Annotated in this window: 17 protein-coding genes and 2 pseudogenes; 10 read left to right on the top strand and 9 right to left on the bottom strand. The window is 72.6% G+C overall.

Going from position 1 to position 20420, the window contains the following annotated elements; all coding sequences use genetic code 11:
- Window positions 1-538: 538 nt before the first annotated feature.
- From K415_RS24085 to K415_RS0115720, 4 genes are all read left to right on the top strand, one after another.
- A complete protein-coding gene (locus tag K415_RS24085; protein WP_155859495.1) occupies window positions 539-841 on the top strand; it encodes a hypothetical protein in 303 nt (100 codons plus the stop codon).
- Window positions 842-1359: 518 nt separating this feature from the next.
- Window positions 1360-1830: a hypothetical protein gene (locus K415_RS0115730; RefSeq protein WP_155859494.1), complete on the top strand. Its 471-nt coding sequence runs from the start codon at window positions 1360-1362 to the stop codon at window positions 1828-1830.
- Between the two features lie 1203 nt (window positions 1831-3033).
- The gene (locus tag K415_RS0115725; RefSeq protein ID WP_024288000.1) at window positions 3034-3384 is read left to right on the top strand and encodes a helix-turn-helix transcriptional regulator; all 351 of its coding nucleotides are present in this window, start codon (window positions 3034-3036) and stop codon (window positions 3382-3384) included.
- A complete protein-coding gene (locus K415_RS0115720) occupies window positions 3381-3878 on the top strand; it encodes an SRPBCC domain-containing protein (RefSeq protein WP_024287999.1) in 498 nt (165 codons plus the stop codon). The genes K415_RS0115725 and K415_RS0115720 overlap by 4 nt, the downstream gene beginning before the upstream one ends.
- A 36-nt stretch (window positions 3879-3914) precedes the next feature.
- On the opposite strand, the gene K415_RS0115715 is transcribed toward K415_RS0115720, so the two are convergent.
- The gene (locus K415_RS0115715; RefSeq protein ID WP_024287998.1) at window positions 3915-5369 is read right to left on the bottom strand and encodes a PQQ-binding-like beta-propeller repeat protein; all 1455 of its coding nucleotides are present in this window, start codon (window positions 5367-5369) and stop codon (window positions 3915-3917) included.
- Between the two features lie 194 nt (window positions 5370-5563).
- Window positions 5564-6304, bottom strand: a complete 741-nt coding sequence (locus K415_RS0115710; protein ID WP_024287997.1) for an aspartate/glutamate racemase family protein — start codon at window positions 6302-6304, stop codon at window positions 5564-5566.
- A 76-nt stretch (window positions 6305-6380) separates the two neighbouring features.
- Here K415_RS0115710 and K415_RS0115705 point away from each other — a divergent pair, with 76 nt between their 5' ends.
- Window positions 6381-7304 carry a LysR family transcriptional regulator gene (locus K415_RS0115705; protein WP_024287996.1) on the top strand — a complete coding sequence of 308 codons (924 nt, stop codon included), beginning with the start codon at window positions 6381-6383 and terminating at the stop codon, window positions 7302-7304.
- Window positions 7305-7393: 89 nt separating this feature from the next.
- Here the strand turns inward: K415_RS0115705 and K415_RS0115700 are convergent, their stop codons facing one another.
- The gene (locus tag K415_RS0115700; protein ID WP_155859493.1) at window positions 7394-7609 is read right to left on the bottom strand and encodes a hypothetical protein; all 216 of its coding nucleotides are present in this window, start codon (window positions 7607-7609) and stop codon (window positions 7394-7396) included.
- 444 nt (window positions 7610-8053) lie between these two features.
- On the opposite strand from K415_RS0115700, the pseudogene K415_RS24760 reads away from it, so the two are divergent.
- Window positions 8054-8437: pseudogene (locus K415_RS24760) on the top strand (2Fe-2S iron-sulfur cluster-binding protein); the annotation flags it as partial.
- 126 nt (window positions 8438-8563) lie between these two features.
- A pseudogene (locus K415_RS25180) lies at window positions 8564-8734 on the top strand (XdhC family protein); the annotation flags it as partial.
- A gap of 105 nt (window positions 8735-8839) precedes the next feature.
- On the opposite strand, the gene K415_RS24075 reads toward K415_RS25180, so the two are convergent.
- The 4 genes from K415_RS24075 to K415_RS0115675 form a co-directional block, all read right to left on the bottom strand.
- Complete coding sequence (locus tag K415_RS24075; protein WP_155859492.1) at window positions 8840-10276, bottom strand: PQQ-binding-like beta-propeller repeat protein; 1437 nt, start codon at window positions 10274-10276, stop codon at window positions 8840-8842.
- Between the two features lie 94 nt (window positions 10277-10370).
- Window positions 10371-11939 (bottom strand): PQQ-binding-like beta-propeller repeat protein, encoded by a 1569-nt coding sequence (locus K415_RS0115685; protein ID WP_024287992.1) that lies wholly within the window; start codon window positions 11937-11939, stop codon window positions 10371-10373.
- A 128-nt stretch (window positions 11940-12067) separates the two neighbouring features.
- On the bottom strand, window positions 12068-13120 hold the full coding sequence (locus K415_RS0115680) for a PHP domain-containing protein (protein ID WP_024287991.1): 1053 nt from the start codon (window positions 13118-13120) through the stop codon (window positions 12068-12070).
- 3 nt (window positions 13121-13123) lie between these two features.
- Window positions 13124-14149 carry a Ku protein gene (locus K415_RS0115675; RefSeq protein WP_024287990.1) on the bottom strand — a complete coding sequence of 342 codons (1026 nt, stop codon included), beginning with the start codon at window positions 14147-14149 and terminating at the stop codon, window positions 13124-13126.
- Between the two features lie 88 nt (window positions 14150-14237).
- On the opposite strand from K415_RS0115675, the gene K415_RS0115670 reads away from it, so the two are divergent.
- From K415_RS0115670 to K415_RS0115660, 3 genes are all read left to right on the top strand, one after another.
- Entirely contained in the window at window positions 14238-14432 is a 195-nt protein-coding gene (locus tag K415_RS0115670; protein ID WP_155859491.1) for a hypothetical protein, read from the top strand.
- Window positions 14429-15328, top strand: a complete 900-nt coding sequence (gene ligD / locus K415_RS0115665) for a non-homologous end-joining DNA ligase (RefSeq protein ID WP_024287988.1) — start codon at window positions 14429-14431, stop codon at window positions 15326-15328. The genes K415_RS0115670 and ligD overlap by 4 nt, the downstream gene beginning before the upstream one ends.
- A gap of 180 nt (window positions 15329-15508) precedes the next feature.
- Window positions 15509-15901, top strand: a complete 393-nt coding sequence (locus K415_RS0115660; RefSeq protein ID WP_029663924.1) for a CoA-binding protein — start codon at window positions 15509-15511, stop codon at window positions 15899-15901.
- An 88-nt stretch (window positions 15902-15989) separates the two neighbouring features.
- Here the strand turns inward: K415_RS0115660 and K415_RS0115655 are convergent, their stop codons facing one another.
- Window positions 15990-19049 (bottom strand): bifunctional [glutamine synthetase] adenylyltransferase/[glutamine synthetase]-adenylyl-L-tyrosine phosphorylase, encoded by a 3060-nt coding sequence (locus K415_RS0115655; RefSeq protein WP_024287986.1) that lies wholly within the window; start codon window positions 19047-19049, stop codon window positions 15990-15992.
- Between the two features lie 10 nt (window positions 19050-19059).
- Window positions 19060-20397, bottom strand: coding sequence for a type I glutamate--ammonia ligase (gene glnA / locus K415_RS0115650; protein WP_024287985.1), 1338 nt, complete (start codon window positions 20395-20397; stop codon window positions 19060-19062).
- Between the last annotated feature and the right edge of the window lie 23 nt (window positions 20398-20420).

The following is a 20420-nucleotide window of genomic DNA, read 5'->3' as shown; positions in this document are numbered from 1 at the left end:
TTGCGTCGAACTCAACGTATGACGCGAAGACGCGACAAGGTGCCGCTGGGCCGCCCAGAAAAGTGGGCGGTCGATCACACCTCCAGGGGTGTTCCCGGGCCTTAGCCTCGGCAGCGACGCACCCATCACGAGCGCGACTCCTCAAGAAGGCTCCGTGTGACTGACTGCCGTGCGCCTATCCCACCGAGAATCGAGGAATCTCATGCGCATACGACAACCTCTCGCGGTCATTCTGGTCGCTGCGGCGTGCGTACTCGGCACTAGCGCAGCAGGTGTGGGCCAGGCAACTGTCCCCGCAGCGAGCTCACCGCCGCTGATTCCGCCGGACAGCCTGGTTGCGCTGCCCTCAGAGCTGGCGGAGATGGGCTTCGACGCAGATGCCGTCGCGCGTCAGCAGGCCTTCGTGTCATCGCTGACCCCCAGCCAGAGGCGACAGCAGAGCGAGCTTCGGGCACGGCAGTCTCGGATTGTCGCCCCGGATCGGGTGATCGAGGCTGTCGAGACTACGAGCGCGCCGGGGGGCGACACGGTCTCACCGATGATCGTGGGGCGTGACTGCGCCTCGGGCAGCGGCTACTACAAGGTCTGGTACGGCTACCAGGCGGGTGTCGGGTACAAGGCTGCCTGCTACAAGGACTCCGGCACCACCCTGATGCCGTCCTCGGCGATCCTGCCAAACACCGTGAAGCTCCAGCCAGGCAACTACCAGGGCCGCGTCTTCTACCACCTGGCGAACAACTTCTACTGGTCGGTTTGGCGGGGGCCGTCGATGACGGAGTACGACTTCTACGACCTCAACGTCTATGGGCAGGTAGACGTTTGGCGAGTCCAGATCGCCTGAGGGCGGCGCCGAACTAGAGGCCGCCGCACTGGGCGTGACACCGGGCGAGCCGCTCGAGGTGACACGTCCGCCGAAGCACTCCCGGCGTCAGCACGCCCAGGTCACGGAGCGGCCCTCCTACGTGACGAGTTCCTGCTGCTACCCGATCACCGCGAACGAGACAGACGGCGACTGTGGCAGCCGATGCTGGGCCTCGCACTGGCACCGTGACGGGGGACTCAGCGTCCCGGTGCCAGTGCGTCACCGGCGTCCGTCCAGACAGCCACCGCGGACGCACCCTCTGGGGCGACGCTGGGGGACGGTCGTGTACTGGAGCGTAGGCGCGGCCCGACCTCGCAGACGAACACGGGTCCGCACGTGTAGAGGCGTCCTCGCATGCAAGGCCTGCAACTCGAGCCCGGGCAGGGTCTTGACCGCCAGCCCACCCCACCCGGAACCACTGCGTGGGGTGGGCTGGCGTGGTAAACCGTGAGTAGGCTCGGATCGACGGGCTGGCGGTGCGCTTGAAGGGGGACAGGGTGAGTTGGAACCGGAACTATGGGCAGCTTCTGACCGGCGGGATCGTTCTTGCCGTCGCCTTGGCCGGTTGTGCCGCGGCGCCGACCGTTGACGCGCAACGTGCGCCGACCGTTGGCGCGGACGCTGCGTCGGTCGTTAACGCGGAACCTGCGTCGGTCGGGCCCTGCGCTGAGTTCCCCCCGGGCGTCGCCGCGGAAGGGCGGGACTACGAGGGCTGGTGGAGTTCCTCTCCCGCCGACGAGAGCAGCGCCATTCTCCAAGACCCTGAGGACTGGCCCCAGCAGATGAGGGATCATCTGCGGACCGCACTGGTGGACGTCCAGACGGCCGAGGTGCTTTCGACCTACGACAGAGTCTCCTGCTCCCGCATAGAGGACTTCTCACCAGCACCTGCGAGTGACTGGCCGGAAACTGGCGTCGTCGTGCTCGACGCCGACACCGGTGAAGTCCTGGAGCACCTCGAGGGCTGACGTTCCCTACGCTGACGGCCCGAGCCGATCTCTGCACAGGGACTGGCTTCGTGGCGATGTCACTGGCCGACGACCCGACGCCGCACGCCCCCAGCGAGGTCACCCTGACGAGGTGACTTCGCTGATGGCTCGTATCGGCCGAGGCGCCCGACAGACCCAGACCACGGAGGACCGGGACAGGCGCACGGCGACGACCGTCGGGGTGTCGTCCAGCATCTGCTCGTCGGCGCGGTGATCACTTGCCGGATGTCGTCAGCAGGGAACGCCGGGAGCCGCCACCCGCCGCGCTCATCGGCGACCTGCGAGACCTTCATGCCCTTGAACTGGTCGCCCTGCATCCCGAGCCGCCACTGCCCATGGAAGCCCAGGTGCTCCCCCGCGATCGACGCGCGGCGGCGCGCACTTACGAGCATCCGCGACGACGCCGTCGCAGCGGCCCGGCTCCTGCGCCAGCTCGCCCCGGTGGACCGCGAGCTTGGCTCCGCGGCGAATGCGTCAGGTGCGCGGGCCGGGTCGTCGTTGCGTACCGGTTCGCGTTCGCGCTGGTGCACGGGGTGTCGGTGCTGGCGGCGGCCGAGGTGCTGGGGCACCGGTGCGACAACCCGTTGTGCCAGCGCCTGGGTTCCCGCGCATTCGGTTGCACCTGGCCTCGGATTTGCCACGGACGCGGCCAGTACGCCTGCAGTCAAGGGCGGCCTCACCGAGCGTTCCTCTGGGCGGGCCGGATCCGATGTCGCGTGTGCAGAGGACTCACCGAGGAGAGGCCATCAACTATCGCTGCCCAGGGCGCTGGACACAGACCACTCCGCGGTCATCACGCCCTGGACCCGGCGAGCCCGGTGCTCCGCCGCACTGCACCCGGTGCGTGCGATCCACTCGGCAAGCCTGAGCCGAGCGTTAGCAAAGTGCTCATGCCCGGACTGTCTCGTGCCGGGTCTGATGGAGGCTCTCAATCCCCGAGAGGATGAGAGTCATGGCAGCACCGAGGAACTACCCCGAGGAGCTTCGGGAGCGGGCGGTCGATGGCCGTCGACGCGCGGCGTGTCCCTGTGACTCGGCCGGGAGCGTTGCAGCGGGTCGGTGAGCAGCTGAGGGTCAGTCCCGAGACGTTGCGCGGGTAGGTCGGCCAGCCCGACCACGCGTGCGCCTCGGGGTACCTCGACCCCTTGCGAAGCCCGCGCTCGACAACTAACGTACAACCACATGGTTGTAGAACAGCGGGACCAGGCCGAGGTGGACCGGATCTTCGCCGCCCTGGCCGACGCGACACGGCGCGACGTCGTGATGCGGGTGCTGGAGCGGGAGTCGTCGGTGTCCGCGCTCGCGCGGCGGTACGACATGAGCTTCGCCGCCGTCCAGAAGCATGTCGCCGTGCTCGAGCGGGCACGGCTGGTGACCAAGGAGCGACGCGGCCGCGAGCAGATCGTGCGCGGCGAGGTCGCCACCGTCCGGGCGGCCGTACGGCTGCTCGAGGAGTACGAGGAGATCTGGCGCGGTCGGATCGGCCGCATCGAGGAGATCCTCGCCGAACCCACCGAAGGAGAGACCCCATGACGGTCGTCAGCACCACCAGCGATGCCCAGGCCCTGACCTTCACCATCGTCGCCGAGCTCAAGGCCCCGCCCGCCCGGGTCTGGCAGATCTGGTCCGACGCGCGGCAGCTCGAGCGCTGGTGGGGCCCGCCGGACTGGCCCGCCACCTTCACCGAGCACAACCTGACCGCGGGCGGCGGGTCGAAGTACCACATGACCGGGCCCGACGGCGAGGAGGCCCACGGCTGGTGGCGGATCGTCTCGGTCGACGAGCCCAGCTCCCTGGAGTTCGACGACGGGTTCGCCGACGCGTCCGGGATGCCGAACCCCGAGATGCCCACGCTCCGCGGGCGGGTCGAGCTGGACGAGATCACGGACGGCACCCGCATGACCGTGACCTCGCACTTCGCCACCGCCGAGCAGATGGCGCAGCTCGCCGCCATGGGCATGGTCGAGGGCATGACGGGCGCCATGGGCCAGATCGACGAGCTGCTCGCCGCCGACGTGCGCAGCTGAACCGCTGAGCGGCTCGTCGCGCCCAAACCCGGATCCTCAGTCCAGGCCGATCACGACGCGGTCGCCCACGGCAACCACCTGGCCGCCGAGCACCGCGAGCCCCTCGCCACCGGGGGGCATGGCGGCGCGCCACAGCAGACTGCCGTCGGTCAGGGACAGAGCGGAGATGCTCGGCGCCCCGCCCGGTTCCGACCCGGTGCCGAGCACGAAGGCGCCGTCGGAGACGGGGTGGATCGCCGTGACCCCGTCCGCGGCGACCAGCCATCGCTGCGCCCCGGTCTGCACGTCCCGGGCCTGCAGCCGACCCCCCTGGGCCAGCAGCACCTGAGCTCGGGTGCGGACGACCGGCACGCCCTCGTCGAGCCGGACGGACCAGAGCACCTCGCCGAGGCCGGTGTCGACCGCACGCAGCGACCCCCACCACGGCGTCGCCGACAGCACGACATCCGGACCGGACCCGTCGGTGACCACCGGCTCGGCGAGCGCTCCGTCGAAGGTGCCGACGAGCTCGCCGGACGCGGTGTACCAAGACGTCGGGGCCGGTCGGCTGTCCGCACCGATCTGGACACCGAACCCGTTCGGGGTGGTGGTGACCCGCGGGATGCCGACGTCACCCGGCCGGGACACCACGGGCCGCCACAGGTCCACCAGGTGGCCGTCCTCGCCGTCGAGCAGTGCGGTCAGCGGCCCGGCCAGGAGCACGCGCCCGCCGTAGCCACGGATCCGCGCCGCCGGCCGGTCGACGGTCACCTCCACACCCTCGTCCAGGACCGGCTCGACCGGGATCTCGGTCGTCCAGACGGTCCGGCCGGTGACCAGGTCCCGCCGCTCGACCGACAGCGACCCCGGTCCGACCGCCAGGAGGACGAGGTCCCCGTCGACGACGTCGAAGCCTCCGTGATCGCGCGGAAGCCGGATCTCGCCGACCGGGCCACCATCCTGGGCTGACAGGAGGAGGATCCGTCCCGGGTCCTGGGCGCGGTCCTGGACCTGCCCTGGGCTCCCGGAGGGCACCAGGCCACCGAGAGCCTGGCACACGACGACGGCTCCTTGCGGGCCGACCGCCTGGGCCGGGCAGTCGACCCCGCCGGCCGCCGGATCGAGGACCACCGACCACACCTCCGCACCGGTGGGAAGGTCATGCGCGACGATCTCGACCTGCGAGCCGTGCGCATCGGTGGTCATGAGGAGGTTCCCGGCGAGCGTCCAGCCTTGTGGGGTGTCGAGCCGCCATGCCTCGGCCAGCGGGGAGACCAGTGACGACGCGGCACCCGTGAGCACGCCGGCGACCCCGTCGACGGCGGGCCCCGTGGCGACCACGGCGGCCACGCTCGTTCCGGCCGTCGCCACGAGCAGGGCGATCACGCCGGCTCGTGGCGAGACCCGCGCGTCGCCGGCCGGGCCGGCCCGGGACCGCGCGTCACGGCCGACCGGCTCGTCCTCGACGAGCACGACCTCATCCATCCCCTGGCGCCGCCGCTGCAACCCCATGAGCGACACTAACGCCGGGACCCCGCCCGTCGTCGAGCCCGACCGCCTGCACCTGCCGGGCGCTGCCGGCAGGTGCACGACTCCGGTGTCAGCTCTCGAAGTCGCCTGCACGGATGTCCGAGGTCGCCTGCACGCGTCACCCTTCGGGCACCGGACCGGGACACTCGAAACCGCAGCAACAGTCAGTCGTCGTGTCATACCCCGCTTCGGAGTGCCGGCTGCCGGTCCCAGGTCGCATCCCCGGGTGAGAGGGCGGCGTCGACCGCGGCAAGGGCGTGCACCTGGGCGGAGTCGATCAGGGGGAGATCGGTGTCGGTAGCGCCGATGAGCAGCCCGATCTCGGTGCAGGCGAGCGCAACCGCTCCCACGCCACGGTCGGCGAGCCGGTCGACGATCTCGAGGTAGGCCCGCTTGGACGCCGGCTCGATCCGGCCGGTGGTGAGCTCGTCGAAGATCACGCGGTTGACCACCGCCCGGTCCTCGTCGCTGGGGACGATGACGTCGATGCCCCATCGCTCGCGAAGCCGATCGCGGTAGAAGGGCTCCTCCATCACCTGCCGGGCACCGAGCACCCCGATCTGATCGACGCCCAGCTCCTGGGCGCGGGCCCCGACCGCGTCGGCGATGTGCAACAGGGGTACGCGGGTCGCAGCCTCGATGGCGGGAGCCAGCTTGTGCATCAGGTTCGTGCAGAGCACGACGACGTCCGCGCCGGCGGCCTCGAGCCGTACCGCGCCGTCCACGAGCAGCGCCGCGGCCTCGTCCCATGCGCCACGCACCTGGAGCTCACGGACCACCCCGAAGTCCAGCGAGACCATCACGACCTGCGCGCAGTGATGCCCGCCGAGGCGATCACGGACCTCCTCGTTGATGATGCGGTAGTAAGTGGCGGAGGAGTCCCAGCTCATCCCGCCCAGCAAGCCGATTGTTCGCATGGGTGCCATCGTGGCCGTTCGCGGCCGCTTCCGGAATGCCGAGGTGCTTGACCAGGACCCAAGCCATACTTGGGGCATGGACGCAAAGCGCATGTTGATCTTTGGCACAGTTGCTCGCGCGGGCTCGCTCGCCGCCGCCGCCCGGGAGCTCGGCTGGACCCAACCGGCGGTCAGCCAGCACGTCCGTGCCCTGGAACGGGAACTGCGGGTGCCGCTGATCGTGCGCGGCGCTCGCGGCACCGTCCCGACCGAGGCAGGCCAGATCGTGCTGGCGCACGCCAACGCGGTCGCCGCGCGCCTTCGAGCCGCGGACGCAGAGGTGGCCGCGATCGCGGACGGCACCGCCGGTAGCGTCCGCCTGGCCACGTTCCCGACCGCCGGGGCAACCCTCGTTCCCGCGGCGATGGAGGTCATGGTTCGCCGCGCGCCGGGCCTGGAGGTACGCCTCACGGACGCCGAGCCCCCGCAGGCGCTCGGCCTGCTCGACTCGGGCGACGTGGACGCCGCGCTGGTCTTCCGGTACGACGACGAACCGGCTTCCAGGGGCTTCTTGGTCCGCGCGCTCACCGACCATCCCCTCGGCGAGGACGCGATCCGTCTCGTCCTGCCGACCGAGCACCGCCTCGCCGGGCGACAGCGGGTCCGACTGGCCGAGGTTGCCGGCGAGCGCTGGGTGGGCGGCTGCGTCCAGTGCCGAGAGCACCTCATGCGGGTGTGCGCCCGTGCCGGCTTCGCACCGGACGTTCGGCACAGCACCGACGACTATGTGATCGTCCAGTCCCTCGTCGCGCAGGGTCTGGCCGTCGCCCTGCTGCCCGAGCTCGCGCTGCGCAGCGTGCGCAACAGGGGTATCGCGGTCCAGGAGGTCGACGGCGTGGGCATCCGGCGCATCTCCTTGACCCATCACCCCGATGCGGCCGGCATCCCGGCGCTTCGCGCCCTGGTCTCCGCGCTCACGGAGATCCGGACGGGTCCCGTCACGGACCTTGCCATGGGCTGACGACCGCCGACCCGTTCCGGACGCGGCGGAGTCTCCCGGGCCCGTGACCCTTGAGCCGATGGCGAACTGGCGCCCCGGCCGCAAGCGCCTCAGACGGGCTGGAGCTCGATCGTCGCGAACGGTGCGACGTAGTGGTGAGGGTCGAGCGGCCGCGCCTGCAGGATCGGCATGTAGGCCACTGCTTCGCCCTCGAGCATCGACTCCGTCGTGAAGTCGTGCCCGTCGTTGTAGTGGTAGACGAGGCGGACGTGCCCCGTGGTCACGGTCCTGGTGACCGGGTCGCGCATCGCGTCCATGCCGTCCACGTCACTCACCTCCACCGGGGCCTCTCTCGTCGGAGCCGGAGCCGGCATCCGTGAGCAGCACCGCGGGCGCGAAGGCGGTGGCCGATCGGCGATTCCACTGCATGGTGGCTCCTGGAGTCGATGGTCCCGGCACGACGTCCGCGTCGAGTGCACGATTGCCCACCCTGTGCAAGGAGCACGCGAAGGCCCGGCTAAGGTTCGGCTCCGACTCGCTCACCGACGGTCCGACGCCCACCTGCTGCGACGACCGACGTCGGTCCGGTCCGAGCGCCACCTGCGTGCGCCGACGGGTCACGAGGTCCCGCCGGCGATCCTTGGCACGCCCTGGTCGCAGGACTATCGTCCGAATCAGGCCCGGACCGTGGTTCGGCACGCAGGAGCCGCGGTCCGGCGCCTCGGTCTCGACCGTGCCGGGCGTCGTGGGCCGTAGCCCGTCGTTGGCCGCCCGTCCTGGCCTTCGACGGTCAGGAGATCGTCACGGTCGAGGGTCTCGGCACCGCACCGGGTGCCTGCACGGTCGCCGATCTCCACCCGGTCCAGCGTGAGATCGCCGACCGGGGCGGCTCGCAGTGCGGCTACTGCACCCCTGGGTTCGTGTGCGCGATGGCCGCTGAGTACTACCGGCCCGACCGGGCGTCGAACGACGCGCCCCACGGCTTCGACCTGCAGGCCCTCGGCGGCAACCTGTGCCGGTGCACCGGCTACCGGCCGATCCGGGACGCCGCGTACGCGCTCGGCAGCCCCGACCCGGCCGATCCGCTGGCCCGCCGTCAGGATCGCCCCGCCCCACCCGCCCGGAGCACCCACCTGGTGACCGGTACCGGGGAGTTCTGGCAGGTCGACGCCCAGTGCCTCGCGGACGTCCTGGGCGGGTGCGCCGCCGTCCGGCTCCGTCACGCGCCGACGCCGGTGGACGTCCTGCGCGAGCTGCCGCCCGGAGCGCACGTGGTCGTCATGACCCATGACCACGCCGAGGACCTCGCGCTGTGCGACGCGGCGCTGCGCCGGGGCGACCTCGGCACGGTCGGCCTCATCGGGTCCACCGCCAAGTGGGCACGATCCCGCAGCCGGCTGCGCGACGCCGGCCACGCCGACGCCGAGATCGACCGGATCAGCTGCCCCATCGGGCAACCGACGATCGTCGGCAAGGAGCCCGCCGTCATCGCGATCGGCGTCGCAGCCGCCCTGCTGGTCACCCTGCGGCCGAGCGGGGACAGGCCCCGCACGGGCTCAGCCGAGCCCGATGAGCACCCCGGGACCGACCGCGACGACCCGCCCGTCGAGCACCTCGAGGTCCTGCCCGCCCACCGGCATGGCGGTACGCCACAGCAGGCTGCCGTCGGCGACGGAGATCGCCGAGACGCTCGGCGCCCCGCCCGGTGACGGACCGGTGCCCAGCACGAACGCGCCGTCGGACACGGCATGGACCTCCTCGACGCCGTCTGCCGAGACCACCCAGTGCCGCTCACCGGTCCGGACGTCGACGGCCTGCAGCCGACCCTCGTGCGCGAGCACGACAGTCCCGCGGACGCGGAGCACCGCTCGGCCCTGGTCCGTGCGGACGGACCACAGCACCTCGCCGAGCGCGACGTCGACCGCGCGGAGCGAGCCCCACCACGGCGTCGACGAGAGCACGACGTCCGACTCCGACCCGTCGGTGACCAGCGGCTCGGCTGCCGTCCCGTCGAAGGTGCCCACCAGGTCCCCGGCCGCGGTGTACCAGGAGGTGGGTGCGGGGCGGGTGTCGGCGCCGATCTGGACGCCCAGCCCGCCAGGCGTCGTGGTCACCCGCGGGAAGCCGACGTCGCCCGAGAGCGAGACCTCCGGACGCCACACGCCGATCGCCGCACCGTCGTCCCCGTCGAGCAGCGCGGCGACCGGGCCGGTGACGAGCACGTCACCGGCCTGGGCCCGCACCCTGGGAGCCGGCAGCTCGACAGCCACCTCGCGATCCCCGTCGAGGACGGGCTCGAGCGCGAGATCGGCGGTCCAGACGGTCCGTCCGGTGACCAGGTCCCGACGCTCGACGTCCAGGGCGGACCACCCGGCAGCCATCAGCACGAGGTCACCGTCGACGACGTCGTAGCCGGCGTGGTTCGGCGGGAGCCGGATCTCGCCGGCCGGGCCGCCGTCCTGCGCGGAGACGAGCAGGATCCGCCCGGGGTCCTGGGCCACGTCCTGACCGGGGCGGCCGGACGGAGCGAGGCCGCCGAGCGCCTGACACACCACCACGGCGCCGTCCGGGCCCTCGGCCTGGGCCGTGCAGGCCACGCTGCCAGGGGCGGGCTCGACGACGACCTGCCACAGCTCGGCGCCGGTCGTCAGGTCGTGCGCGACGACCTGCACGCCGGCGCCCTGCCGCTCGGCCGTCATCAGGAGGTCACCGGCCAGGGACCAGCCCTCGGGGGTCTCGACCCGCCAGGTCTCGGTGAGCGGTGAGGTCAACGACGGCGCTGCACCGGCGATGACCCCGACGGTGTCGTCCGGGCGCGGCTCGGCCGTCACCACCACCGTGACGAGCCCGCCGGCCACGAGCGCGAGCACCCCGGCACCAGCCGTCCGCCCCGAGATCCGTCGCGCCCGGCCGTTTCGCGACAGGTCCTCGACCGGCTCGTCCTCGACGAGCTCGACCTCATCCATCGCGTGGCGCCACCTGGGCAACCCCATGACCGACCTTAGCTCCGGGTCACGCACCCACGCATCGCTCGAGGTGGGCCCGTCACCGCGCACCTCGCCGGCGAGTGGCCGACAGCGACCCGCCTCATGCCATCCCGATGAGGGACTGGCCGACATCCACCACGACGCTCCCGTCGACCGCGTACAGGGCTGTCGGTGCGGCAGCGCTCGGCAGGACGAAGAGCTGAAGGGGGCTCGGTGCGATGGCGTGCCACCGGCGCTCGCCGTCGTCGAGCCACACCGCCTGCATCTGCCAACTGCCCTCCTGGACCGCCATCACCACGAGCGTCCACCCGTCGCTGACGAATCGGCCGTCGGCCCGCAGCCCCGGGACCGGTCGGGACCACAGCTCCGTGCCCTTCCTCAGGTCCAGGGCGAGGACCTGCTCGGCGTCGCACAGCACGAGTGCACCGTCGCGGCGCATCAGGACCGTGCCGCCCGGCAGCTCCACCGACCACAGCTGCTCACCGGTCGTGGCGTCGATCGCCTCGAGCACCGACGACGTCGCATCCTGGAGCAGCAGGACGCCCGGGGCGGACCCGTCGGACATCGCCGGCTCGGCGAGGAACCCGTCGATCGGCACCGGCTCGCCGTGCGTCGGGTACCAGGTGCCGACCCCGGACCGCTGACCGTCGACCATCTGTTCCCAGACGGCGAACCCGCGTGTGGTGGTCCCCACCGTGACAGCATTCCCTTCGTCGGCCAGCGACGCGGGATCGGTGTGGTGCCAGATGCCGAGCACCGCTCCGTCGTCACCGGAGAGCACGGCGGACGTCGGACCAGCGACCAGGACGAACCCGTCGGAGGCCCTGACCGTCGCGATGTAGCCGCCGCTGACCTGCCGCCCCACCAGCTCGACCTCGGTCGCCCAGCGGACGTCGCCGGTGCTCGGATCGATCCGCTGGACCGCCAGGACCCGACCGGTCCGATCGCCGGTCACCAGGTCCCCGTCGACGATCCCGTAGCCGGCCGAGGGCAGCTCCGTCTCCCGCTCGAGCACGACGCTCCCGTCCTGCAGGCTCAGACCGATCATCGCGGCCGGTGAGGCACCGCCGGCCCCCGTGTCCCCGTCGGCGGCGCCGACCTCGCCGCGCCAGCACAGGACCATCGGCGTGTCCGTCCCGACGAGCCCGCCGCACCGGTCGGCACGCGCGGCGGCAGCGCGCGAGACCTGCCAGCGCTGCTCCCCGGTCACCACGTCCGTCGCGCGATACGTCCCGGCCTCCTGGAGGATCAGGAGGTCCCCGGCGACCCCTGTGACACGGTTCCGGTCGAGCTCCCAGACCTGCTCCAGCGGCTCGTCGAGCGAACCGACGAGCCCGGGCATCGCGGCGATCGCAGCGACCTTCCGGTCCACCCGGCGGGCCTCGACGACGTTGGTGGTCACCACGACGGCGAGCACGATCGCGATGACGCCGAGCCACCGGACGGTGCGCCGAGCACGCGCCGGCCCACGGTCGTGCCCGTCGAGGCCCGTCCGGTCCCCGCCGTCGCCGTCGGCGCTCGACGGCTCGGTGGGCGGGCCGTCCTCCGGGACCTCCGTCGGCACCTGGTCGTCGAGCTCGACGTCGACCATGCCGGCGCTGGGCCGCACACCCGTCGACCCGTGCACGGCAGAGCCGTACCGGCCCGTACCGCGGTCGCCCGGCCTCATGCGAGCCGCACCACGGTCGTGCCGCCGGCCGCGCACAGGGCGCGGCACGGTCCGCCCCCGAGCCGGCACGGCCGCGACGCCATACACGGACCGTACCGGCGCGGACGCCGGTCAGGGGCCCGGGTGCCTCACCGGCGGGCGGTCCACCCGAGCAGTCGCTCGACGGGCCAGGTGTTCACGACCCGATCGTGCCCGACACCGTGCGTCACGAGCCGCTCGCAGCCGTCCACGAGCCAGTCGAGCTGGCCCGGTGCGTGCGCATCCGAGTCGATGCTGAACAGGCACCCGACCTGCGCCGCCAGGGCGATGAGGTCGTCGGGCGGGTCCTGGCGGTCCGGCCGGCAGTTGACCTCGACGGCGACCGCGCGCTCGGCGCACGCGGCGAAGACGGCCCGGGCATCGAACTCGCTCGGCGGACGCTCGCGGCCCAGCACGCGCCGGCCCGTGCAGTGGCCGAGGACGTCGATGTGCGGGCCCCGGACGGCCGCCAGCATCCTGCGGGTCATGGCCGCCCGGTCCATGCGCAGCTTGGAGTGCACCGATGCGACGACGACGTCGAGCGTTCCCAGCAGCTCCGGCTCCTGGTCGAGCACCCCGTCGTCGAGGATGTCGACCTCGATCCCGGTCAGCAGGCGGAACGGACCGAGCACCGTGTTCATCGCCGAGACGTCCGCCAGCTGGGCGCGCAGGCGGGTTGCCGAGAGCCCGTTGGCGACCGTGAGCCGTGGCGAGTGGTCGGTGATCGCCTGGTACTCGTGCCCGATCCGGACCGCCGCCAGTGCCATGTCCGCGGCAGGCACGGCACCGTCGCTCGCGTCCGTGTGCGCGTGCAGGTCGCCCCGGAGGGTGACGCGCAGGGCCTGACCGTCCGGGGTCACGGCCACCAGGCTCGCCGCGAGCTCGTCCTCGAGCTCGGCGAGGACCACCGGGACCTGCCCGCTCAGGACTGTCGTGACCACCTCCGCCGTCCGGTCACCGATCCCGCGCAGGTCCTGCCAGCCACCGGACCGCACATGGGCGACCCAGGTGTCCTCGTCCAGGTCCCGCAGGGCGTCACCGGCCGCGCGGTACGCCGCGGACCGGTACGAGGACGCCTGCGCGCGCTCGAGCAGGAAGGCGATCCGGTGCAGCGTCGCGACGACGCCGTCGCGCGCCGTGCCGGCACCGTCCTGCCGCGCCACGGGTCAGGACGCCCGACGGCGCGTCGCGGTCTTCTTGGCAGGCGTGCTGGTCGCCGGCGCCTCCTCGGCAGGCGTCGGGTCGGCCGCGGCCTTCGGCGTCGGAGCCTTGCGGGCCGTTGCCTTCGCGGCCGGCGCCTCGGTGGCGGACGCCGTCCTGGCCGACGCCTTCGTCGCCGGCACCTTCCTGAGCGGTGGCTTCGCGGTGGCAGCCCCGCCGCCGGCGCGGTCAGCCCTGCCGCCGGCGCGCGCGTCCCGGGCCTTCTCGACGCTGCGCTGCAGGGCCGAGAGCAGGTCGACGACCTCGCCGCCACCCTCGTCCTGCTCGCCGGCGACCGGCACGGCCACGGTCCGACCCGTGGTCACCTTCGCCTCGATCATCGACTCGAGCGCCGCCTGGTACGAGTCCTCGAACGCCGACGGGTCGAAGTCGGCGGCGAGCGACTCGACGAGCGAGGAGGCCATCTGCAGCTCCTGCGGCCGGACGGCGACCTCGGCCGCGAGGATCGGGAAGTCGGCCTCGCGCACCTCGTCCGGCCAGAGCAGCGTCTGCAGGCAGATCACGTCGCCGCGCACCCGGAGCACCGCCATCGACTCGCGCTGGCGAAGCGCGACCTTGACCACTGCCATCCGGTCGGTGGCGCTGAGCGCCTCCCGCAGCAGGGCGTACGGCTTCGCCGCCGTCTTCTCCGGCTCGAGGTAGTAGGTCTTGGCCAGCATGATCGGGTCGACCTGGTCCGACGGGACGAACTCCAGCACGGCGATCTCCCGCTCGGTGGCGAGCGGCAGCTCGGCGAGGTCCTCGTCGGTCAGCACGACCATGTGCCCGTCGTCGGTCTCGTAGCCCTTGGCAAGGTCATCGGTCGGCACGTCCTCGCCGCACACACTGCACACCTTGCGGTAGCGGATCCGACCGCCGTCGTCGCGGTGCACCTGGTGCAGCGGCACGCTGTGCTCCCCGGTCGCCGCGTACAGCTTCACCGGCACGTTGACCAGCCCGAACGCCACTGCGCCCGTCCAGATAGCGCGCATCTCGTCCTCCTCGCCCGGGCCACGCGCGGTGAGCGCGGCGCACAGCGGTCCAGGTGCCGGTCGGCACCTTCCTGGGCAGGATGGACCCGTGCAGCCCATGCTCGCCACCCCTGCGCCCTCCGGGGCCGGTCTTCCGCGTGGCCCGGAGTCGGTCGACGAGGTCACGCGGGAGGGTGTGCGGGTGCTCGCCGGGATCGCCGAGATCGCCGAGATGCAGTCGGCGGTGCAGTCGGCGGTGCTGGATGGCGAGGTCGTCATGATCGACCCGTGGGAGGAGCCGTGAGCCCGGACCGGACCGCGCAGTGGGTCGAGATCGACGGCCGGCGGGTGCGCCTGACGAACCTCGAGCGGGTGCTGTACCCGTCGACCGGCTTCACCAAGGCCGAGATGATCCACTACTACACGCAGGTCGCGCCGGCGCTGCTCGGCCAGCTGCGGGACCGGCCGGTGACCCGGATCCGCTTCCCCGAAGGCGTCGACGGGGAGCAGTTCTTCGAGAAGAACACCCCGCGCGGCGCCCCCGACTGGTTGCGTCACCAGACGCTGCATGCCAGCCCCGGAACCGATGACGAGGGCACGACTGTCGACTACCCCTTCCTGGACGACCTGGCCGGGCTGGTCTGGGCGGCGAACCAGGGCGCCGTGGAGCTGCACACCCCGCAGTGGCGGGTGGGCCCACGGGGCGGGCTGCGCCGGCCGGACCGACTGGTGGTCGACCTGGACCCCGGTCCCCCGGCCGGGCTCGACGCGTGCGTCCGGGTCGCCCGACTGGTCGCGGCCCGGCTCACCGAGGACGGCCTGACCACCACGGTCCCGGTCACCAGCGGCAGCAAGGGGATGCAGCTCTACAGCCCGCTCGACGGCCGGCGTACCGCGCTCGAGGTGCGCGACTACGTCAGGGGCGTCGCGGGCAGCCTCGCGGCAGCGCACCCCGACCTGGTGCTCTCGACCCAGAAGCGGGTGCTGCGGCCCGGCAAGGTGCTGCTCGACTGGTCGCAGAACCACCCAGCCAAGACCACGATCACGCCGTACTCGCTGCGCAGCCGGGAGCAGCCGTCCGTCGCGGCACCCCGCCGGTGGGACGAGGTCACCGAGGGGATCACCCAGCTGAGCCCGGGCGAGGTCGTCGCCCGGCTCGCAGCGGACGGCGACCTGCTCGCATCAGGCGCCGGCCCCTGACCCCGCCTCAGGAGCGGACGCGACCGGTCGGGCCGCTCGCAATGCCGTGCCGGTCCCGCCCGCCTGTGCTTCGCTGGGTCCGTGACGACACCCGACGACCCCCGCGACGACGACGCCTCCCCCGAGGCTGCGGCCGCCGCCGCCGACCACGCCGTAGCCTCCGCCAACGACCCGGCCACGATCGATCGGCTGCTCACCGAACCCGCGCGCTGGGCGGTGGTCGGGCTCTCGACGAACACGGCCCGGGCTGCCCACGGCGTCGCGGCCTACCTCAAGACTCTCGGCCACGAGATCGTGCCGGTGCACCCCCACGCCGAGTCCGTGCACGGAGCGCCCGGGTACCCGAGCCTGGCAGATGTCCCCGAGCCGGTGGATGTCGTCGACGTCTTCGTCAACTCCTCGCGCGCCGGCGCCGTGATCGACGACGCGATCGCGATCGGCGCCCGAGCCGTCTGGCTCCAGCTCGGGGTCCGCGACCCGGCAGCCGAGGACCGTGCCCAGGCCGCCGGCCTGCTCGTGGTGGCCGACGCCTGCCCGAAGATCGAGGGCGCTCGCCGAGGCCTGCGCCCCTGACCCATCCGCGCCGGCCAACGCCGGAGCCGGGTGCGCCGGAGCGTCGATCGGCGAACGGGTGCTCGAACTGGCCGACCCGGGTCGGTGATCAGGCGTAGAAGACCCGCTCGACGACGGCCCGGGCACGACGACCGGTCCGCAGGTAGGTCTCCTCGAGCTCGGCACCCGACGCCGGCCCCAGGCCCACCAGCCGGCCCAGACCGCTCAGCTCGCGCCGATCGTGCGGCAGCACGTCGCCCATGGCACCGCCGACCCTGCCGGTCCAGAGCACGACGGCATCTCGCAGCCGGGACGCCAGCTCCCACGCCTCACGCAGCGTCACGGCGTCCGCCGCATCGACCAGTCCGGCATCCGCCGCGGCGGCCAGAGCCTCGAGGGTCCCTGGCGTACGCAGGCCCTCGACCTCGAACCCGTGCTGGAGCTGGAGCAGCTGGACCGTCCACTCCACGTCGCTCAGCCCGCCCCGGCCCAGCTTGAGGTGCCGGGTGGGGTCGACGCCCCGTGGCAGTCGCTCCGCCTCCATCCGGGCCTTGAGCCGCCGCACCTCACGGACCGTGTGCGCATCGACCCCGCCGAGCGGGTAGCGCAGCGGCTCGATGAGCGCGAGGAACCGCTCCCCCAGCTCCTCGTCACCGGCGACCGGGCGGGCTCGCAGCAGCGCCTGGCTCTCCCAGGGCGACGACCACCGCTGGTAGTACTCGGCGTACGCGCCGATCGTGCGGACCAGCGGTCCGTTGCGGCCCTCCGGCCGCAGGTCCGCGTCGACCTCGAGCGGCGGCTCGGCCCCGACGGCGCCGAGCAGGGCCCGCAGGCGCATGGCGATCGCCGTGGCCTGCGCCTGCGCGGCATCCTGCGCTGCGCCGGGCACCGGGTCGTGCACGAACAGGACGTCGGCGTCCGACCCGTAGCCCAGCTCGCGACCGCCCAGCCGGCCCATGGCGATCACGGCGGTCCGGGTCAGCAGGCCGTCGGGCGTCTGACGCACCTCGTACTCGGCGACCCGCAGGGCGCCGGAGAGCACGACGTCGGCGGCAGCTGTCAACGACTGCGCCGCAGACGTGACCGACCGACGGCCGAGGACCTCCGCCACCGCGGTCCGGGACATCTCGCGACGCCGCAGCGCGCGCAGCAGGGTCGCCGCCTCGATGGTGTCGTCCTGGCGCGTGAGCACGGCGTCGGCCTCGGCGGCCAGCCGCTCGCGGTCGCGCGGTGCCAGCTCGGCGTCGTCGTCGAGCCATGCGACCGACTCGGGTGATCGACCCAGGGCATCGGCGGCGTACCGCGAGGTGGACAGCAGGGTCGCCAGTCGCTGGGCCGCGACCCCCGAGTCACGCAGCAGCTTGAGGTACCAGTGGGTCGCTCCGAGCTCGTCGGACAACCGACGGAACGCGAGCAGGCCGGCGTCCGGGTCGCTGCCCTCGGCGAACCAGCCGAGGAGCACCGGGAGCAGCTGGCGCTGGATCGCGGCCCGCCGGCTCAGCCCCTCGGTCAGCGCCGAGATGTGCCGCAACGCACCGGCCGGGTCGCGGTAGCCGATTGCCGACAGCCGCGCACGTGCCGCCTCCGGCGCGAGGCTCACGTCCTCGCGGGACAGGCTCGCCGTGGCGGGCAGCAGGGGGCGGTAGAAGAGCTCCTCGTGCAGGTGGCGGACATCGCGGCGGGTCGAGCGCCACCGCTCCACGACGGCGTCGGCCGCACCGGTGCGCAGGCCGATCGACCGGGCGAGCCGGCGCAGGTCCGGCTCGGCCGTCGGCATCAGGTGAGTGCGCCGCAGCCGGTGCAGCTGGATCCGGTGCTCGAGCACGCGCAGCAGTCGGTAGCAGACCGCGAGCCGGGCTGCGTGGTCGCGTCCGACGTAGCCACCGGCTGCCAGCGCCGCCAGGGCGGTCAGGGTGTTCGGGCTGCGGATCGAGTCGTCGGCACGCCCGTGCACGAGCTGGAGCAGCTGGACGGTGAACTCGACGTCCCGCAGGCCACCGACGCCGAGCTTGAGCTGGCGGTCTGCCTCCTGGGTGGGGACGTTCTGCTCGACCCGCCGACGCATCGCCTGCGAGTCCTCGACGAAGTTCTCCCGCTCGGCCGCGCGCCACACCATGGGGGTCAGCGCGTCGGTGTAGGCGCGCCCCACCTCGGTGTCCCCGGCCACGACGCGGGCCTTGAGCAGGGCCTGGAACTCCCAGGTGCTGGCCCAGCGCTCGTAGTAGGCGACATGGCTCGCCACCGTGCGCACGAGCGGTCCGTTCTTGCCCTCGGGGCGCAGGGCCGCGTCGACCGGCCACAGCGCGGGCTCGCCCGACGCACCGGAGCAGGCCCGCGCCAGACCCGCCGCGAGCCGTGTCCCGGCAGCCAGCGCCTGCTCCTCGCCGTACCCGTCGCCGGCCTCCGCGACGTAGATGACGTCGACGTCGCTGACGTAGTTGAGCTCCCTCCCGCCGCACTTGCCCATGCCGATCACGGCCAGCCGCACGCCCGCGCCGTGGTCCGTCTGGTCGGCCCGCGCCAGCGCGAGGGCCGCCTCCAGGGCTGCCGACGCGAGGTCGGCGAGGGCTGCGGCGACTGCCGAGAGCAGGGACAGCGGCTCGGTCGAGACGAGGTCCGCCGCGGCGATCCGCAGCAGCCGGCGCCGGTACGCCCGGCGCATCGCGTCGACGCCCTCCGCACCGGTCACCGTGGCGACCGGCGCGACGCCGGGCCCACCGTCGGCGGCACCCACCGCGGCCAGCAGCTCCATCCGCACCATCCCCGCGTCGCCGCCGATGGGCGTCGGCTCGGCCAGAGCCACCAGGTCGTCCGGGTGCCGGGCCAGATGGTCGGCGAGGGCCGTCGAGGCTCCCAGCACGGCGAGCAGACGGTCACGGACCGGACCGCCGTCGAGCAGGGTCGTGCGCAACCATCCGGCCTCGCCGGTGATCGCGGCCGACCCGGCGATCCTGGTCAGGGCGACGAGGGCGTCGTCGGGTGAGGCGACCGCGCCCAGCGCATCGATCAGCGGCGCGCCGGCGTCGACCGGTCCGACGACGGCACGCAGGTCCCGGTCGGCCAGCAGGGCGGCCGCCCGCGCGGCGTCGGCGAACCCGAGCCGCACCAGCAGCGCGCGCAGGCTCGCGACCGGCCGTCGACCGGGCTCCGGCGTCCCCGACTCGCTCACCGGCCGGCGCTCACAGGACCGACAGGAACCGCTTCAGCTCGAAGGGCGTGACCTGCGCCCGGTAGGCGTTCCACTCTTCGCGCTTGTTGCGCAGGACGAAGTCGAAGACGTGCTCGCCGAGCGTCTCGGCGACCAGCTCGGACGTCTCCATGATGGCGACGGCCTGCTCGAGCGAGGACGGCAAGGGCTCGATCCCCAGGGCGCGACGCTCGGCGTCGGTGAGCTCCCAGACGTCGTCCTCGGCACCGTCGGGGAGCTCGTAGCCCTCCTCGATGCCCTTGAGGCCGGCGGCCAGCAGCAACGCGTAGGCCAGGTAGGGGTTCGTGGCCGAGTCGACACCGCGGTACTCGACGCGGCTCGAGTTGCCCTTGCCGGGCTTGTACATCGGGACCCGGACGAGCGCCGAACGGTTGTTGTGACCCCAGCAGACGTAGCTCGGCGCCTCGGCGCCGCCCCACAGCCGCTTGTAGGAGTTCACGTACTGGTTGGTCACCGCGGAGATCTCGGCGGCGTGGCGCAGCAGACCGGCGATGAAGCGCCGGGCGGTCGTCGACAGCTCGAGAGCGGCACCCGGCTCGTGGAAGGCGTTGCGGTCACCCTCGAAGAGCGACAGGTGCGTGTGCATGCCCGACCCGGGGTGCTCGGCCATCGGCTTGGGCATGAAGGACGCGTAGATGCCCTGCTCGAGCGCGACCTCCTTGACCACCGTCCGGAAGGTCATGATGTTGTCCGCCGTGGTCAGGGCGTCGGCGTACCGCAGGTCGATCTCGTTCTGGCCGGGGCCCGCCTCGTGGTGGGAGAACTCCACCGAGATGCCCATCGACTCGAGCATGGTGATCGCGGCGCGCCGGAAGTCGTGACCGGTGCCGCGCGGCACGTGGTCGAAGTAGCCGCCCGAGTCGACCGGGACGAGCGGCTTGTCCGCGTCGGCCGGGTTCTCGAACAGGTAGAACTCGACCTCGGGGTGCGTGTAGAACGTGAACCCCTTCTCGCTGGCCCGCGCGAGGGCGCGCTTGAGCACGTAGCGGGAGTCCGCGAGGGACGGCTGCCCGTCCGGCGTCTGGATGTCGCAGAACATCCGCGCGGTGCCGTGGGTCTCACCGCGCCACGGCAGCACCTGGAAGGTCGAGGGATCCGGTTTGGCCAGCATGTCGGCCTCGTAGACCCTGGTCAGCCCCTCGATGGCGCTGCCGTCGAAGCCGATGCCCTCGTTGAACGCGGACTCGAGCTCGGCCGGTGCCACGGCGACCGACTTGAGGATCCCGAGCACATCGGTGAACCAGAGACGGATGAAGCGGATGTCCCGCTCCTCGACCGTGCGGAGAACGAACTCCTGCTGCCTGTCCATGGACCACATCCTGCCCCACGGAT

Source organism: Cellulomonas sp. KRMCY2, assembly GCF_000526515.1.
Taxonomy (GTDB): Bacteria; Actinomycetota; Actinomycetes; order Actinomycetales; family Cellulomonadaceae; genus Actinotalea.
The sequence above is the reverse complement of the archived record's forward strand: the minus strand, read 5'-3'. Positions and strand labels throughout refer to the sequence as shown.

What these genes read in the sequence shown, in the direction of transcription:
- K415_RS24085 (WP_155859495.1), top strand. Translation starts at nt 539, where the DNA reads ATGATCGTGGGGCGTGACTGCGCCTCGGGCAGCGGCTACTACAAGGTC.
- K415_RS0115725 (WP_024288000.1), top strand. Translation starts at nt 3,034, where the DNA reads ATGGTTGTAGAACAGCGGGACCAGGCCGAGGTGGACCGGATCTTCGCC.
- K415_RS0115720 (WP_024287999.1), top strand. Translation starts at nt 3,381, where the DNA reads ATGACGGTCGTCAGCACCACCAGCGATGCCCAGGCCCTGACCTTCACC.
- K415_RS0115715 (WP_024287998.1), bottom strand. Translation starts at nt 5,369, where the DNA reads ATGGGGTTGCAGCGGCGGCGCCAGGGGATGGATGAGGTCGTGCTCGTC.
- K415_RS0115710 (WP_024287997.1), bottom strand. Translation starts at nt 6,304, where the DNA reads ATGCGAACAATCGGCTTGCTGGGCGGGATGAGCTGGGACTCCTCCGCC.
- K415_RS0115705 (WP_024287996.1), top strand. Translation starts at nt 6,381, where the DNA reads ATGGACGCAAAGCGCATGTTGATCTTTGGCACAGTTGCTCGCGCGGGC.
- K415_RS24075 (WP_155859492.1), bottom strand. Translation starts at nt 10,276, where the DNA reads ATGGGGTTGCCCAGGTGGCGCCACGCGATGGATGAGGTCGAGCTCGTC.
- K415_RS0115685 (WP_024287992.1), bottom strand. Translation starts at nt 11,939, where the DNA reads ATGAGGCCGGGCGACCGCGGTACGGGCCGGTACGGCTCTGCCGTGCAC.
- K415_RS0115675 (WP_024287990.1), bottom strand. Translation starts at nt 14,149, where the DNA reads ATGCGCGCTATCTGGACGGGCGCAGTGGCGTTCGGGCTGGTCAACGTG.
- glnA (WP_024287985.1), bottom strand. Translation starts at nt 20,397, where the DNA reads ATGGACAGGCAGCAGGAGTTCGTTCTCCGCACGGTCGAGGAGCGGGAC.